Annotated in this window: 13 protein-coding genes; 6 read left to right on the top strand and 7 right to left on the bottom strand. The window is 55.4% G+C overall.

Annotated features, from left to right (window positions below; genetic code table 11):
• Positions 1-10: 10 nt before the first annotated feature.
• The 7 genes from panB to thpR all read right to left on the bottom strand — a co-directional run bounded on the left by panB (position 11) and on the right by thpR (position 5,672).
• Positions 11-802, bottom strand: coding sequence for a 3-methyl-2-oxobutanoate hydroxymethyltransferase (gene panB / locus V6E55_RS17610; protein WP_114979127.1), 792 nt, complete (start codon positions 800-802; stop codon positions 11-13).
• Positions 803-924: 122 nt separating this feature from the next.
• Positions 925-1,404 (bottom strand): 2-amino-4-hydroxy-6-hydroxymethyldihydropteridine diphosphokinase, encoded by a 480-nt coding sequence (gene folK, locus V6E55_RS17605; protein WP_114979128.1) that lies wholly within the window; start codon positions 1,402-1,404, stop codon positions 925-927.
• On the bottom strand, positions 1,401-2,798 hold the full coding sequence (gene pcnB, locus V6E55_RS17600) for a polynucleotide adenylyltransferase PcnB (protein ID WP_223256825.1): 1,398 nt from the start codon (positions 2,796-2,798) through the stop codon (positions 1,401-1,403). The genes folK and pcnB overlap by 4 nt, the downstream gene beginning before the upstream one ends.
• A gap of 42 nt (positions 2,799-2,840) precedes the next feature.
• The gene (gluQRS, locus tag V6E55_RS17595; protein ID WP_316943513.1) at positions 2,841-3,731 is read right to left on the bottom strand and encodes a tRNA glutamyl-Q(34) synthetase GluQRS; all 891 of its coding nucleotides are present in this window, start codon (positions 3,729-3,731) and stop codon (positions 2,841-2,843) included.
• 59 nt (positions 3,732-3,790) lie between these two features.
• A complete protein-coding gene (gene dksA / locus V6E55_RS17590; RefSeq protein WP_001155232.1) occupies positions 3,791-4,246 on the bottom strand; it encodes an RNA polymerase-binding protein DksA in 456 nt (151 codons plus the stop codon).
• 176 nt (positions 4,247-4,422) lie between these two features.
• On the bottom strand, positions 4,423-5,127 hold the full coding sequence (sfsA, locus tag V6E55_RS17585; RefSeq protein ID WP_028018318.1) for a DNA/RNA nuclease SfsA: 705 nt from the start codon (positions 5,125-5,127) through the stop codon (positions 4,423-4,425).
• Positions 5,127-5,672 carry an RNA 2',3'-cyclic phosphodiesterase gene (gene thpR, locus V6E55_RS17580; RefSeq protein ID WP_316943511.1) on the bottom strand — a complete coding sequence of 182 codons (546 nt, stop codon included), beginning with the start codon at positions 5,670-5,672 and terminating at the stop codon, positions 5,127-5,129. The genes sfsA and thpR overlap by 1 nt, the downstream gene beginning before the upstream one ends.
• Before the next feature lie 73 nt (positions 5,673-5,745).
• Here thpR and hrpB point away from each other — a divergent pair, with 73 nt between their 5' ends.
• The 6 genes from hrpB (at position 5,746) to fhuB (ending at position 16,983) form a co-directional block, all read left to right on the top strand.
• Positions 5,746-8,175 (top strand): ATP-dependent helicase HrpB, encoded by a 2,430-nt coding sequence (hrpB, locus tag V6E55_RS17575; RefSeq protein WP_316943510.1) that lies wholly within the window; start codon positions 5,746-5,748, stop codon positions 8,173-8,175.
• 79 nt (positions 8,176-8,254) lie between these two features.
• On the top strand, positions 8,255-10,780 hold the full coding sequence (mrcB, locus tag V6E55_RS17570; RefSeq protein ID WP_236920469.1) for a bifunctional glycosyl transferase/transpeptidase: 2,526 nt from the start codon (positions 8,255-8,257) through the stop codon (positions 10,778-10,780).
• A gap of 236 nt (positions 10,781-11,016) precedes the next feature.
• Positions 11,017-13,266, top strand: coding sequence for a ferrichrome porin FhuA (gene fhuA, locus V6E55_RS17565; RefSeq protein ID WP_316943508.1), 2,250 nt, complete (start codon positions 11,017-11,019; stop codon positions 13,264-13,266).
• Positions 13,267-13,316: 50 nt separating this feature from the next.
• Positions 13,317-14,114: a Fe3+-hydroxamate ABC transporter ATP-binding protein FhuC gene (gene fhuC / locus V6E55_RS17560; RefSeq protein WP_236920471.1), complete on the top strand. Its 798-nt coding sequence runs from the start codon at positions 13,317-13,319 to the stop codon at positions 14,112-14,114.
• Positions 14,114-15,004: a Fe(3+)-hydroxamate ABC transporter substrate-binding protein FhuD gene (gene fhuD, locus V6E55_RS17555; protein WP_316943506.1), complete on the top strand. Its 891-nt coding sequence runs from the start codon at positions 14,114-14,116 to the stop codon at positions 15,002-15,004. Before fhuC ends, fhuD begins: the two co-directional genes overlap by 1 nt.
• Positions 15,001-16,983 (top strand): Fe(3+)-hydroxamate ABC transporter permease FhuB, encoded by a 1,983-nt coding sequence (gene fhuB, locus V6E55_RS17550; protein ID WP_236920473.1) that lies wholly within the window; start codon positions 15,001-15,003, stop codon positions 16,981-16,983. Before fhuD ends, fhuB begins: the two co-directional genes overlap by 4 nt.
• Positions 16,984-16,991: the final 8 nt, after the last annotated feature.

Below are 16,991 nucleotides of genomic sequence, written 5' to 3'. Positions count from 1 at the left end.
ACGAGACTCCTTAATGGAAACTGTGTTCTTCGCCCGGGTAAACGCCGGACTCAACCTCGGCAATATACTGCCTGACCGCAGCGCGCATGTCGCCCGCTTCTGTGAGGAAATTTTTGGCAAATTTCGGGATATGTCCACCGGTAATGCCAAAAGCGTCGTGCATCACCAGGATCTGGCCATCCGTCACGTTACCTGCGCCAATACCAATCACCGGAATCGATAGCGCGTCAGTGATGCGTTTTGCCAGTTCAACCGGAACGCACTCGAGCACCAGCAGTTGTGCACCAGCGGCTTCCAGGGCGAGAGCATCATCGAACAGCGTTTGTGCGGCATCGCCACGGCCCTGCACTTTATAACCGCCAAAGATATTCACGGATTGTGGCGTCAGGCCTAAATGACCGCACACCGGCACGGCGCGCTCGGTGAGCATTTTCACCGTATCAACGAGCCAGGCACCACCTTCGATTTTGACCATGTTGGCCCCGGCACGCATCACGGCTGCTGCATTTTCAAAGGCTTGCTCTGGCGTGGCGTAGGCCATAAACGGCAGGTCGGAAAGTAGCAGGCAGGCTGGCGCACCACGGCGCACGGCACGGGTATGGTAAGCAATATCCTCAACTGTAACCGGCAGGGTGGAATCATGTCCTTGTACCGTCATCCCTAACGAATCTCCGACCAACATGACGTTGATACCCTCTTCGGCAAAGAGTTTGGCGAAGCTGTAGTCATACGCGGTGATGGTGGCGAAGCGTTTTTTTTCCTGTTTGCATTTCTGCAGTAAGGAGATGGTGGTTGGTTTCATACTGTTTCCTGATAGCCCAAAAGCGAATCTTTGCGCATTTTAACAGTAACATTCGGGGGAACAATGATTTTAGGTAACCGATTAACTGCAAATATTTCAGGGTTAATCGGTAAGATGCAGGATCACCAGCGAGCGGGTCTTTCCGCATTGAGAGTGTCCAGAACGGCCTTCAGCGAGATACCATCCGGAAAGGTGAGATCGGGGGCGACTTCAAACAGCGGCCAGAGCATAAAACCCCGGTTTTTCATGTCGTAGTGCGGAACAGTGAGGCGGTCGGTGTTTATGATCTCATGACCAAACAACATAATATCGAGATCGAGAGTGCGTGGCCCCCAGCGTTCGGCTTTGCGTACGCGACCCTGTTGCAGTTCGATGCGCTGAGTATTATCCAGCAGCGTTTCGGCATCCAGAGTGGTTTCCAGCACGACGGCGGCATTGAGGTAATCAGGCTGATCCTGCGGGCCCAATGGTGGAGTACGGTAAAACGAAGAGACTGCCACGATCCGGCTTTGCGGAATTTCACCCAATGCCTGTACGGCAGCGTTAACCTGCTCCAGTGGAGAGGCTAAATTGCTGCCGATGGCGATATATGCGAGGGTCATGAAGCACCTTCACGACGCGGCGCGCGTTTGCGCGGACGACGATGACGGCGGCGTGGTTCCGGCTCTTCATCCAGCCCGGTGAGCATATCTTTCTGTTCAGGCGGGGCGGAAACCTGGAATTCGGCCCACCACTGCGCCAGACGCTGTAGCTCCTGATTCCTTTCAATTTCAGCCCGCAGTGACAGCAGATCGAATGCCGCGCGGAACTTAGGGTGTTCCATCAACTTCCAGGCACGTTTGCCCTGACGACGGGACATACGCAACTGAAGTTGCCAGATATCACGCACCAGCGTAGTAATACGTTTCGGGATCGCCAGCGTACGGCACCCTTCGTCCAGCACGTCGTTCGCGGCCAGTGCGAAGGCATCGTAATAGGCGAGGCCGCTCTCCTGAGTGATTCTTTGAGCCGTTTCCAGCAGTGGATACCAGAACATCGCCGCAAACAGAAACGCCGGATTGACACGCATATCGTTGCGAATACGGGTATCGGTATTTTTCAGTACCTGCGCAATCATGCGCTCCATCGGGCTGTCACCGCTTTCGGTGAAGTAGCGGGTAATGGTCGGGAACAACGGCTGGAACAGGTTGTATTCACGTAGCAGATTATAGGTATCGAACCCAAAACCGGCTTGCAGCAGTTTCAGGGCTTCCTCAAACAGACGGGCAGGGGGCACGTCGTTGATCAGCGTCGCCAGACGCGGAATAGGCTCTGCTGTTTCCGGGCTAATGCGCATATTCAGCTTGGCGGCGAAACGCACGGCGCGCAGCATACGCACAGGATCTTCACGATAACGCGTTTCCGGCGTGCCAATCAGACGAATCAGGCCTTCTTTCAGGTCCTGCATGCCGCCGACGTAATCACGCACGGTGAAATCCGCCACGCTGTAGTAAAGGCTGTTGATAGTGAAATCGCGACGCTGGGCATCTTCTTCGATAGAACCGAAGATATTATCGCGCAGCAGCATACCATTCTGGCCGCGCTGCGACGTGGTGCGATCAGATGCGCCCGCTTCGTGGTGGCCGCGGAAGGTCGCCACTTCGATGATCTCCGGTCCAAACATCACGTGAGCCAGACGGAAACGACGGCCAACAAGACGGCAGTTACGGAATAATTTACGCACCTGCTCAGGCGTGGCGCTGGTCGTCACGTCGAAATCTTTAGGTTTTTTGCCCAGCAGTAAATCACGCACCCCACCGCCCACGAGATAGGCCTCGTAGCCCGCTTTATTCAGACGATAGAGCACCTTGAGGGCATTTTCACTGATATCTTTGCGGGAAATATTGTGCTGCTCACGCGGAATAACCGACATGTGTGGCTGTGCAATAGCATCATTCGCCATGCTCTCTTCGCGGCTTAGCACTTTACGGCAAAAATTAGCGACTCGGGTAAAAATGGTACACCTCGTAGTGTGTTTTGTTATGAAAAAAGCGGCTAATCATAGCTCAGCGCAACGCATTTGAGAATGCTGGATTTTTTGCACCGCCGTGAGCGTCCAGTGGGCGATCGCCATTTTCAGCAGTTCGTCAATACGCAGATCCTGCCATTCGTTGGTTACATTCTGGTTGAGAAATCGCAGCGCGTCGATCAAAACCGGGCGTGGATCGCCGTATGGCAGGGCTGGCGCATGGTTTTGCTTCGACAGCTTACAACCATGCTCATTGACCGCCAGCGGCAGATGAATGTAATCCGGCGCTTTCCAGCCAAACTGGTGATAGAGCGATATTTGCCGCACGGTAGGTTCAACAAGATCTGCCCCACGAACGATTTCCGTGACGCCCTGGAAATGGTCATCCACGACAACGGCCAGGTTGTAAGCGAACAGACCATCACGACGGTGAATAATAAAATCTTCACGCGCCAGACGTTCATCGGCGTGGATCTCGCCGGAGAGTAAATCGTTAAAGTGTGTCACCGGTGAACGCTGTCGAATCCGTACAGCGGCATTTTCCGGACCGTTGTTAAGCGTACTGCAATGGCCGTCGTAGACACCCCCTACGCTCTGAATACGTGCGCGGGTGCAGGTACAGTTATAGGAAAGCCCCTGAGCGCTAAGCCAGGCCAGACGTTCCTGATAAGCGTCGTGACGTTTTGATTGCCAGAGTACTTCGTCATCCCAGTGAAGACCGTAATGTTCCAGCTGACGCAGAATGGTGTCTGCTGCACCGGGAACTTCACGCGGAGGGTCAATATCTTCAATGCGAACAAGCCATTTGCCCTGGCTGGCACGAGCCTGCAGGTAGCTGCCGAGCGCGGCAATTAATGAGCCGAAGTGTAATTCACCGGAAGGAGATGGCGCGAAGCGCCCAATATAGTGTGATTCAGACATATCAACAGTAACAAGGCGGGAGTGACTCCCGCCTTTGGAGTGTGTAAACAGCGCTGGTATTAACCGGCCATCTGTTTTTCGCGGATTTCGGCCAGTGTTTTACAGTCGATGCACAGGTCGGCGGTTGGACGCGCTTCCAGGCGACGAATGCCGATTTCAACACCACAGGATTCGCAGTAGCCAAAATCTTCGTCTTCGACTTTTTTCAGCGTTTTCTCGATCTTTTTGATCAGTTTGCGTTCGCGGTCACGGTTACGCAGTTCGAGGCTGAACTCTTCTTCCTGAGCGGCACGGTCGACCGGATCAGGGAAGTTAGCAGCTTCATCCTGCATATGAGTAACGGTGCGATCGACTTCATCCCTGAGTTGATTACGCCATGCTTCAAGAATACGCTTGAAGTGCGACAGCTGGGCTTCGTTCATATACTCTTCGCCCGGTTTCTCTTGATACGGCTCCACCCCAGCGATGGCGAGAATACTCAGGGACGATGTTTTACGGTTTTGCCCTTCTTGCATGTTGCTTCTCCTTAACACGCACTATCGATCCCCGTGTTGGGGGAAAAATCAGGTCGCTATAAATAGCAGATGCTTTTCCGGATGGCAATTATCTAAACGTAACACTTGACAAGCCTGTGAGGAAAAGCGTATTTACGCACGCGGCCAGAACACTTAATCATCAATCGTCTAATCCCTTATAAGACAATGGGAAGAGAGGATCTCAGAGTCATATTATCGGCAGAAAGTTCCGCTTTATAAGCCAAAACCTCTACCCCCTGCTTTTGTGCCTCATTCAACAATTGCGCGTATTTAGGATCAATATGGCGGGCAGGAGAGAATCGTTCAATGGCTGAATGCAAAACCGCAAACAGCAATACGGCGCGTTTGCCCGCCGCCGCAACACACATTAGCTCTCGCAGATGCTTCTGCCCGCGTAGCGTTACCGCATCCGGGAAGTAGCCATTTTCCTGTTCCGCTAACGTCACTGATTTCACTTCAATATAGCACTCAGGCCTGTCTTGCGCCTGTAACATGAAGTCAATTCTGCTGCCTTCATCGCCATATTTCACTTCACTTTTATGCGTGTCATAACCCACCAGTTCGGGAAGGGCATTATTCATTAGCGCTTCTTTAACCAGTTGATTGGCACGCAGGGTGTTAACACAAATAAATGCCCCGTTTTGTGTTTCGGTCATTTCCCAGGTATGGGCATATTTGCGTTTAGTATTTTCTGATGTGGAATACCAGACCCGGTCACCCGGTGTCGCACACCCCGTCATGGCACCGGTGTTGGGACAGTGCAGGGTGAGCTGTATTCCTTCAGGCGTGACTACGTCTGCGAGGAAGCGTTTGTAGCGTTGAATCAGTGTGGCGTGCTGCAGGGGAGGGCTAAACTTCATCAGGCGTCCTTAACGGTGTTGCCCAGCGTCCAGCGCTGTAGCGGCGTGTAGCGGGTGCGTCCTTGTGCAAAGACGGATTCATAAAGTGCGAATTCATTAACCGGAAAGGCCCAGTGAAAACCTGGTGGCGGGATGGCAACGGCCTGACCTGCATCGCGCAGCAACGTGATATGCGGATGAAACGGCTGCGGGCTCTGGTAACAGCCGCTGCGTGCCGCCTGGGCGCGCAGCATATTTGCAAGCTGTAATATCCCACGAGGCGGCTGGCGCGTACCCAGCCAGACTACCCGCGAGCGCAACCACTGCCCGGCATCATCAAGGTGTAGCGTAAATCCCGGTTGAGAGATCCGTCCGGCCATTGATGCCAGGGCCCGCTGTTTATCGGAGCTCACATCACCCAAAAAGGCCAGCGTCAGGTGCAAGTTAGCCGCGGCAACAGGGTGACCCGCTTCCGGCGGGAAGTGCTCAGCGCGCCAGCGAACAATTTGCCGCTGTATTGGGGCGGGTAATTCAATGGCAAAAAACAGCCGTTTCGACTCAGACATACGGGGGACTCGGTAATGATATGCGCCGATGCTACAATGTACGCCGACTAATGTTAACCCTCTGGAGCTGTTAGTGTCCTCATTGCCGGTCGCCGTCGTCCTTCCCGAGCTTCTCGCTGCCTTACAACATGCCCCGCAGGTTTTGCTGAATGCCCCGACAGGGGCTGGTAAATCCACCTGGCTGCCACTGCAGATCCTGAAAGACGGGAATATCAGCGGGAAAATTATCCTGCTGGAGCCGCGCAGGCTGGCCGCGCGCAATGTGGCACAACGCCTGGCGGAATTGCTTAACGAAAAACCGGGCGAGACGGTGGGCTACCGTATGCGCGCTGAAATCTGCATCGGCCCGACCACGCGGCTTGAAGTGGTGACCGAGGGAATACTCACCCGCATGCTGCAAAACGATCCTGAACTGACCGGCGTCGGGCTGGTGATTCTGGATGAATTCCACGAATGCAGTCTGCAGGCGGATCTGGCTCTCGCGCTATTACTGGATGTTCAACAGGGTCTGCGTGATGACCTTCGGCTGCTTATCATGTCGGCGACGCTGGATAACGAACGGCTGCAGCAGACGCTGCCTGATGCACCGGTGATAGCCTCGCAAGGGCGAGCGTTCCCCGTTGAGCGACGTTATCAACCGCTACCTGCCCATCAGCGTTTTGATGAAGCGATCGCCATCGCCACCGCAGAACTGCTGCGTCAGGAACCCGGTTCGCTGCTGCTGTTTTTACCCGGTGTGGGCGAAATACAGCGTGTGCAGGAGCACCTGGCCTCCCGTGTCAGCAGCGATGTACAGTTGTGTCCGCTTTACGGTGCGCTGTCGCTGGCCGACCAGCGTAAAGCGATTCTCCCGGCGCCTGCGGGGCAGCGCAAAGTGGTACTGGCAACCAATATTGCGGAAACCAGCTTGACCATCGAAGGTATTCGCCTGGTGGTGGATAGCGCGCAGGAGAGAGTGGCAAGCTTTGACCCGCGTACCGGGCTGACGAAACTCCTGACGCAACGTATTAGCCAGGCGTCGATGGTACAGCGCGCAGGCCGTGCAGGACGTCTTGAGGCGGGTATCTGCCTGCATTTGACCAGCGCAGAGCAGGCTGAACGCGCGGCGCAACAAAGCACCCCGGAAATTTTACAAAGTGATTTGTCAGGTCTGGTGATGGATCTGCTGCAATGGGGCTGCCCGGATCCGGGACAACTGACCTGGCTTAATCCGCCTCCTGTCGTAAACCTTACCGCAGCACGTACACTGCTGGCCCAGCTTGGCGCGCTTGAAGGTGAGCGTCTGACGGCGCGCGGCCAGAAAATGGCTGCGCTGGGCAACGATCCACGTCTGGCCGCAATGCTGGTGGCCGCGCAAGGGGAAGATGAAATTGCCACGGCGGCGAAACTGGCAGCTATTCTTGAGGAGCCGCCGCGCGGTGGCAGCAGCGATCTGGCGCAGGCATTTTCACGTAATCAGGGGAACTGGCAGCAACGGGCGCAGCAGCTCAGCAAACGGCTAAACAGCCGTGGCGGCTTGCCAGACAGCGATATTACCGCGCAGTTGCTGGCACAAGCATTTCCGGACCGAATTGCGCGCCGACGTGGGCTGGACGGTCGATATCAGCTGGCAAATGGCATGGGCGCGATGCTGGACAGCGACGATGCCATGACGCGCCATGAGTGGCTGATCGCGCCGCTCCTGCTGCAGGGCAGCCAGTCGCCGGATGCGCGGATATTACAGGCGATAGCTGTCGATATTGAGGCCCTGACACGTGCATGTCCGCAACTGCTTCAGCAATCTGATATCGTCGAATGGGATGACACCCAGGGCACCCTGAAGGCGTTTCGGCGTAGCCAGATTGGCAAACTGACCCTCAGCACGAAGCCACTGGCGAAGCCGTCAGAAGAAGAGATGCATCAGGCGATGCTGAACGGTATTCGGGAAAAAGGGTTGAACGTACTGAACTGGACGCCAGAGGCGGAGCAATACCGTATTCGTCTGCACTGTGCCGCGCGCTGGCTGCCAGAATATGCCTGGCCTGCGGTGGATGATGAGACGTTGCTTGCCTCTCTGGAGAGCTGGTTGCTGCCGCAAATGCGCGGTGTACACTCGCTGCGGGCACTAAAAGCCCTTGATGTTAAGGTCGCGTTACAGAATTTACTGGACTGGTCATTACGTCAACGTCTGGATAGTGAACTGCCAGGGCATTACACTGTGCCGACCGGAAGCCGGATTGCCATTCGTTATCACGAGGATAATCCACCGGCGCTGGCGGTACGCATGCAGGAGATGTTTGGTGAGGCGACCACGCCATCCATCGCTGAAGGACGTGTGCCGGTGGTGCTTGAACTGTTGTCGCCTGCTCATCGTCCGCTGCAAATCACCCGCGATCTGGGGGCGTTCTGGGCGGGAAGCTACCGGGAAGTACAAAAAGAGATGAAAGGGCGATATCCCAAACACGTTTGGCCGGACGATCCGGCGAATACCGCGCCGACACGGCGTACGAAGAAATATTCTTAATTGAGAGATTTCTTCTTTCACGGTGATGTGGAAGAAAAGAGAATCGGGCCTTTGCGCCTGAAAGTTGCGGAGAAAAAGCATGGCGGGGAATGACCGCGAGCCAATAGGACGTAAGGGAAAACCAACGCGTCCGGCGAAAGAAAAGGTAAGCCGTCGTCGCCTCAGAGATGAGGACTATGACGATGACTATGAAGACGATTATGAGGATGAAGAACCGATGCCGCGTAAAGGGAAAGGCAAAGGGCGTAAGCCTCGGGGTAAACGCGGCTGGTTCTGGCTGCTGCTGAAGCTGTTCATTATTTTTGTTGTGCTGATGGCGATTTACGGCGTCTATCTGGATCAGAAGATCCGCAGCCGTATCGACGGTAAAGTCTGGCAGTTGCCTGCGGCAGTATATGGCCGCATGGTGAACCTTGAGCCAGATATGTCCATCAGTAAGAACGAGATGGTGAAACTGCTGGAAGCCACCCAGTATCGTCAGGTGTCTAAGATGACGCGCCCAGGTGAATTCACCGTGCAGGCGAACAGCATCGAGATGATCCGCCGTCCGTTTGATTTCCCGGACAGCAAAGAGGGACAGGTGCGGGCGCGTCTGACCTTTGACGGCGATCGTCTGGACACTATCGAGAACATGGATAACAACCGCCAGTTCGGTTTCTTCCGCCTTGATCCTCGCCTGATCACCATGCTCTCGTCGGCAAACGGTGAACAGCGTCTGTTTGTGGCGCGTAATGGCTTCCCGGATCTGCTGGTGGATACGCTGCTGGCAACCGAAGACCGTCACTTCTACGAGCACGACGGTATCAGCCTCTACTCCATCGGGCGTGCAGTACTGGCGAACCTGACAGCAGGGCGCACGGTGCAGGGGGCGAGTACGCTCACCCAGCAGCTGGTGAAGAACCTGTTCCTCTCCAGCGAACGTTCTTACTGGCGTAAAGCCAACGAAGCGTACATGGCCGTGCTGATGGACGCGCGTTACAGCAAGGATCGTATCCTTGAGCTGTACATGAACGAAGTGTACCTCGGTCAAAGCGGTGATAATGAAATCCGTGGTTTCCCGCTGGCAAGTCTGTACTACTTTGGTCGCCCGGTTGAAGAGCTGAGCCTTGACCAGCAGGCGCTGCTGGTCGGCATGGTGAAAGGGGCGTCCATTTATAACCCGTGGCGTAACCCAAAACTGGCGCTTGAGCGTCGTAATCTGGTGCTGCGTTTGCTGCAACAACAGCAGGTGATCGATCAGGAGTTGTACGAGATGCTGAGCGCTCGCCCACTCGGCGTGCAGCCGCGCGGTGGCGTGATTTCGCCTCAGCCTGCGTTTATGCAACTGGTGCGTCAGGAACTGCAAAGTAAGCTCGGTGATAAGGTTAAAGATCTCTCCGGCGTGAAGATCTTCACCACCTTTGACTCCGTAGCGCAGGATGCCGCGGAAAAAGCGGCAGTGGAAGGCATTCCGGCGCTGAAGAAACAGCGTAAGCTCTCCGATCTTGAAACCGCGATGGTGGTAGTTGACCGTAACACTGGTGAAGTTCGCGCGATGGTGGGCGGGGCTGAGCCACAGTTTGCGGGCTACAACCGCGCTATGCAGGCGCGTCGTTCGATTGGTTCTCTGGCAAAACCAGCGACCTATCTTACTGCGCTGAGCCAGCCAAACCAGTATCGCCTGAATACCTGGATTGCAGATGCGCCAATTTCCCTGCGTCAGCCTAACGGCCAGGTATGGTCACCGCAGAACGATGATAAACAGTTCAGCGGCCAGGTGATGCTGGTGGATGCGTTAACCCGCTCCATGAACGTACCAACGGTTAATCTGGGGATGTCACTGGGCCTGCCTGCGATTGTTGATACCTGGCAGAAACTGGGTATTTCGAAAGATCAGCTGAATCCTGTACCGGCGATGATTCTGGGTGCGCTTAACCTGACGCCAATCGAAGTGGCACAGGCGTTCCAGACCATTGCCAGCGGCGGGAACCGCGCACAGCTGTCTGCGCTGCGCTCAGTGATAGCTGAAGATGGCTCTGTGCTGTATCAGAGCTTCCCGCAAGCTGAACGTGCGGTGCCCGCTCAGGCCGCCTATATGACGCTGTGGACGATGCAACAGGTTGTGCAGCGTGGTACCGGGCGTCAACTGGGAGCGAAGTATCCGGGTCTGCATCTGGCGGGTAAAACCGGGACCACCAACAACAACGTCGATACCTGGTTTGCCGGTATCGACGGCCGTGAAGTGGTGATCACCTGGGTAGGTCGCGACAACAACCAGCCGACCAAACTGTACGGCGCAAGCGGGGCAATGTCGATTTACCAGCGTTATCTGGCGAATCAGTCTCCTGTACCGCTGAATCTGGTCGCGCCGGAAGACATTGTTGATATGGGCGTGGATGGTTCCGGTAACTTTGTCTGTGGCGGCGGGATGCGTACCTTGCCGGTCTGGACGACCAACCCGGACGCGCTGTGTCAGCAAAGTCAGCCAGAACAACCATCGGGCAATCCGTTTGATTCGTCTTCTCAGCCACAGCAGCCGCAGCAACAACAGCCGCAGCAGCAGAATGAGAAGAAAGACAGCGACGGTGTCGCAGGCTGGATTAAAGATATGTTCGGCGGTAACTAACTCCTTAATATCCCCTTCTTCGGAAGGGGATATTTTTTCACCAGCCCGTCTCATTTCCTTAACTGAAAATTTAATTCAGATTAACCCTTCGTTTTCTCTTGTTTAATTCTTAAACCCTTAAATCTTGTAGGGCCGCTTATTGCTTGCTATGCAGTCAGTGTTTCGCATATTATTCTGGCGCTCATAATAATAATTCTCGTTTACGTTATCATTCACTTTTCCATCAGAGATTAAACATGGCGCTTTCCAATACTGCTCAGCCAGGCAAAACGTCGCTGCATAAAATCGCAGTTGTCGTCGCCACCGCGGTTGCTGGCATGTCTGCTTATGCCCACGCTGCCGAAACACCGAAAAAAGAAGAAACCATCACCGTTACTGCCGCTCCGGCTGCACAGGAAAGTGCCTGGGGGCCTGCTGCGACTATCGCTGCAAGGCAATCTGCGACCGGAACGAAAACGGATACCCCGATTCAAAAGGTTCCACAGTCCATTTCGGTAGTGACTGCCGAAGAGATGGCATTGCATCAACCACGCTCTGTTAAAGAAGCGCTGAGTTATACCCCGGGCGTTGCGGTCGGCACGCGTGGTGCCTCCAATACCTATGACTACCTGGTCATTCGCGGTTTCGCGGCCGATGGTCAGAGCCAGAATAACTACCTCGACGGTATGAAGATGCAGGGCAACTTCTATAACGACGCGGTGATTGACCCTTATATGCTGGAACGCGCTGAAATCATGCGTGGTCCGGTTTCTGTTCTGTACGGAAAAAGCAGCCCTGGTGGCTTGCTGAATATGGTGAGTAAGCGCCCAACGACTGAGCCGCTGAAAGAGATCCAGTTCAAAGTGGGTACTGACAGCCTGTTCCAGACTGGCTTTGACTTTAGCGATGCGCTCGACGACGACGGCGTTTACTCCTACCGTTTAACCGGCGTGGCGCGTTCTAATAATGCCCAGCAGGAACGTGCGGAAGAACAGCGTTATGCTATCGCGCCATCGTTCTCCTGGCGTCCGGATGATAAAACCACCTTCACGTTCCTCTCCTATTTCCAGAACGAGCCTGAAACGGGCTATTACGGCTGGCTGCCAAAAGAGGGAACGGTTGATCCGCTGCCAAACGGCGATCGTCTGCCGACTGATTTCAACGAGGGTGCGAAGAACAACACCTATTCCCGTAACCAGAAAATGGTGGGATATAGCTTCGATCACGAATTCAACGATACCTTTACCGTGCGTCAGAACCTGCGTTTTGCCGAGAATAAAACCTCGCAAAACAGCGTTTACGGCTATGGCGTTTGTTCCGACCCGGCGAATGTCGGCAACAAGCAGTGTGCAGCGTTAGCACCTGCTGACAAAGGCCATTACCTGGCGCGTAAATACGTTGTCGATCATGAAAAACTGCAGAACTTCACCGTTGATACTCAACTGCAGAGCAAATTCTCTACCGGTGAGGTGGACCACATTCTGCTGACCGGCGTTGACTTTATGCGTATGCGTAATGACATCAACTCCTGGTTTGGTTATGACGATTCTGTACCGCTGCTGGATCTCTACCATCCGGTGAACAGCGATTTTGATTTCGGCTCGAAAGATCCTGCAACCTCTGGTCCTTATCAAATTCTCAACCGCCAGAAACAGACAGGTCTGTACGTTCAGGATCAGGCGCAGTGGGATAAAGTGCTGGTAACCCTTGGCGGCCGTTATGACTGGGCCGATCAAGAGTCCTATAACCGCGTGTATAATACCACTTCCAAACGTAATGATACCCAGTTCACCTGGCGCGGTGGCGTTAACTATCTGTTTGATAACGGCGTAACCCCGTACTTTAGTTACAGTGAATCGTTTGAGCCCGCTTCGCAGACCGATGCCCAGGGCAAACTGTTCTCGCCGTCTAAAGGCAAACAGTACGAAGCGGGCGTGAAATACGTGCCGAACGATCGTCCGATCGTAATTACCGGTGCGGTATACCAGCTGACTAAAACCAACAACCTGATGGCTGACCCAGCGGGTTCATTCTTCTCCGTTGAAGGCGGTGAGATCCGTGCCCGTGGCGTAGAGCTGGAAGCGAAAGCGGCATTGTCTGCGAGTGTTAACGTTGTAGGTTCTTATACCTATACCGATGCGGAATACACCACGGACACCAACTACAAAGGCAACACGCCAGCGCAGGTGCCAAAACACATGGCATCGCTGTGGGGCGACTACACGCTGTATGACGGTGCGCTGTCTGGCCTGACGCTGGGTACCGGTGTTCGTTACACCGGCTCCAGCAAGGGCGATGCGGCGAACACCTTCACGGTAGGTAGCTACACCGTGGTTGATGCACTTGTCAGATATGATCTGGCGCGTGTGGGGATGGCAGGCTCAAATGTCGCGCTTCATGTGAACAACCTGTTCGATCGTGAATATGTTGCCAGCTGCTTCAACACCTACGGTTGCTTCTGGGGTGCTGAACGTCAGGTTGTGGCCACGGCGACCTTCCGCTTCTAATCTCTCTTTGGGCACGGTTCGCCGTGCCCTTTTTATTTAAGTTGGCTGACATGCAGGATAATAAAACGCAATCCGACACCACTTTTACGCTCAGCAATCTCTCCTTTCGCGTACCCGGGCGCACCTTGCTGCATCCGCTCTCTTTGACATTCCCTGCCGGTAAAGTCACTGGCCTGATTGGTCACAACGGTTCCGGTAAATCGACTTTGCTTAAGATGCTGGGCCGCCATCAGCCGCCTTCAGAAGGCGATATTCTGCTGGATGACCAACCGCTGGAGAGCTGGAGCAGTAAAGCCTTTGCCCGCAAAGTCGCGTATTTGCCGCAACAACTGCCGCAGGCGGAGGGGATGACGGTGCGTGAACTGGTAGCGATTGGGCGTTATCCGTGGCACGGGGCGCTTGGGCGTTTCGGTGTCGCCGACAGAGAAAAAGTGGAAGAGGCGATTTCGCTGGTGGGATTAAAACCACTGGCACACCGTCTGGTGGATAGCCTGTCCGGGGGCGAACGTCAGCGCGCGTGGATTGCGATGCTGGTGGCGCAGGACAGCCGTTGCCTGCTGCTGGATGAACCCACCTCTGCGCTGGATATTGCCCATCAGGTTGACGTTCTGGCGCTGGTGCATCGCTTAAGCCAGCAGCGTGGGTTGACGGTGATTGCGGTCCTGCACGATATCAACATGGCCGCGCGTTATTGTGACTACCTTGTCGCGCTGCGTGGCGGGGAAATGATTGCGCAGGGCACACCATCCGAACTGATGTGCAGCGAAACGCTGGAACACATTTACGGAATTCCAATGGGTATTCTGCCTCACCCGGCCGGGGCTGCACCGGTGAGCTTTGTATACTGATGCTGGATTCAATGCTACTGAGCCGCCGTCGCCTGCTGACGGCAATGGCGCTATCACCGTTGTTATTAAAAATGAATACGGCGCATGCCGCCGCCGTCGATCCGCACCGTATCGTGGCGCTGGAGTGGTTGCCAGTCGAGTTGATGATGGCGCTCGGCGTCACGCCTTATGGCGTAGCGGACATTCCCAACTATAACCTCTGGGTGAGCGAGCCGAAGCTGCCGGACTCGGTAATCGACGTCGGCCTGCGTACTGAGCCAAACCTTGAGCTGCTCACTCAGATGAAACCGTCATTCCTGTTCTGGTCAGCGGGGTACGGTCCGTCAGAAGAGACCATGGCCCGCATTGCGCCCGGTCGAGGTTTCTCCTTCAGTGACGGTAAAAAACCGCTGACCATGGCGAAACACTCTATTAACGAGATGGCGCATCTCCTCAACCGAGAGGCGGAGGCCAAAAAGCATCTCGACGAATTCGACGCCCTGATTGACTCCCTGAAACCGCGCTTTACCCACCGGGGCGATCGCCCGCTGTTGATGATGACGTTACTGGATGCCCGCCATATGCTGGTCTTCGGCAAAAACTGTCTGTTCCAGGACGTGCTCGACAGTGTTGGTATTCGCAATGCCTGGGAAGGTGAGATGAACTTCTGGGGCAGTACGACCGTGGGTATTGACCGCCTGGCGGCATTTCGTGATGTCGACGTGCTGTGTTTCGACCATGGCAATGAACGGGATATGCAAACGCTGATGGCCACTCCGCTCTGGCAGGCGATGCCGTTTGTGCGTGAGCAGCGCTTCCAGCGCGTGCCAGCGGTATGGTTCTACGGCGCGACGCTGTCGGCTATGCATTTTGCCAGCGTGCTGGATAATGCGCTGGGAGGTAAAGCATGAGTACGCGTATTGCACGCTTCCCGGCACTGCTGTTGTCCTTACTCTTCCTTGCTGCGCTGGTCTTAACCTGGTTCAACTTGTCGACGGCATTGCCGCGCGGGCAGTGGGGCGCGGCGCTGACAGCCCCGGATATCGACAACATTCAGCAGATGGTGTTCCACTACAGCCTGCTACCGCGTCTGGCGATTTCGCTGCTGGTCGGGGCCGGGTTAGGCCTGGTGGGGGTGTTGTTCCAGCAGGTACTGCGTAACCCTCTGGCAGAGCCGACAACGCTGGGTGTTGCAACAGGTGCGCAGCTTGGGATCACCATTACCACGCTGTGGGCGCTGCCCGGCGCGTTAACCACACAGTTTGCAGCTCTCGTGGGGGCATGTGTGGTGGGGGCACTGGTCTTTGGCGTGGCCTGGGGTAAACGCCTGTCCCCTGTGACGCTAATCCTGGCCGGGCTGGTGGTCAGTCTCTATTGTGGCGCGATTAATCAACTACTGGTGCTGTTCCATCACGATCAACTGCAAAGCATGTTCCTGTGGAGTACCGGAACCCTTACCCAGACTGACTGGAGCGGTGTTGAGCGTCTGTGGCCGCAGCTAATTGGCGGAGTACTGCTGACCCTGCTGCTCCTGCGTCCGTTAACGTTAATGGGGCTGGATGATGGTGTGGCGCGTAACCTGGGGCTGGCGCTGTCGCTGGCTCGTCTTGCAGCGCTGACGCTGGCGATTGTATTGAGCGCTTTGCTGGTAAACGCTGTTGGCATCATCGGGTTTATTGGCCTCTTTGCTCCGCTGCTGGCAAAAATGCTCGGTGCACGGCGTCTTCTGGCGCGTCTGATGCTGGCGCCGCTAATTGGCGCGCTGATCCTCTGGCTTTCCGATCAGATCATTCTCTGGCTGGCGCAAGTCTGGAGGGAAGTGTCAACGGGATCGGTGACCGCGCTTATTGGTGCGCCGCTGCTGCTGTGGCTGCTCCCGCGTCTGCGCAGTATTAGCGCACCGGCGATGGATGTCGGCGATAAGGTTCATGCTGAACGTCAGTCAGTACTGTGGTTTAGCCTTGCCGGTCTGGTGTTGCTGATTATTGCCTCGTTTGCCGCATTCGCTTTTGGGCGTGATGCGGCGGGCTGGCACTGGGCGACGGGCGATTTATTCCATGAACTGCTGCAGTGGCGCTGGCCGCGTGTTCTTTCTGCGTTAATTGCCGGTGTCATGTTGGCTGTCGCGGGTTGTATTATCCAGCGCCTGACCGGCAATCCGATGGCCAGCCCGGAAGTGCTGGGGATTAGTTCTGGCGCGGCATTTGGTGTGGTGCTGATGCTGTTCTTCGTGCCGGGAAATGCCTTCGGCTGGTTAATGCCTGCCGGGAGTATTGGTGCGGCGGTGACGCTGTTAATCATCCTGATTGCCTCTGGTCGCGGTGGTTTTTCCCCGCACCGAATGCTGCTGGCCGGGATGGCGCTCAGTACGGCATTTACCATGTTACTGATGCTGTTGCAGGCGAGTGGCGATCCGCGTATGGCGAAGATCCTGACCTGGATTTCCGGCTCAACGTACAGTGCTACCGGCAGCCAGGTTGTTCATACCGGGATCGTGATGATCGTGTTGCTGGCGGTTGTGCCGCTGTGTCGTCGCTGGATGACCATCCTGCCGCTGGGTGGTGAAACCGCACGTGCGGTCGGGTTAGCGCTAACACCAACGCGCGTGGCGCTTCTTCTGCTGGCTGCGTGTCTGACGGCGACGGCCACCATGACGATAGGACCGCTAAGTTTTGTGGGGTTGATGGCGCCGCACATCGCCAGAATGATGGGTTTTCGTCGGACCATGCCGCATATTGTCATGTCGGCCCTGACGGGCGGGATAATGCTGGTGTTTGCGGACTGGTGCGGAAGAATGGTGCTGTTCCCGTATCAGATCCCGGCAGGTCTGCTGTCGACCTTTATTGGCGCGCCGTACTTTATTTATCTGTTGAGAAAGCAGAGCAGGTAAGCCGGGTA

The sequence above is a fragment of the Enterobacter sp. 342 genome, from assembly GCF_036663495.1.
GTDB lineage: Bacteria > Pseudomonadota > Gammaproteobacteria > Enterobacterales > Enterobacteriaceae > Enterobacter.
This window is presented reverse-complemented; position numbering and strand designations above follow the sequence as displayed.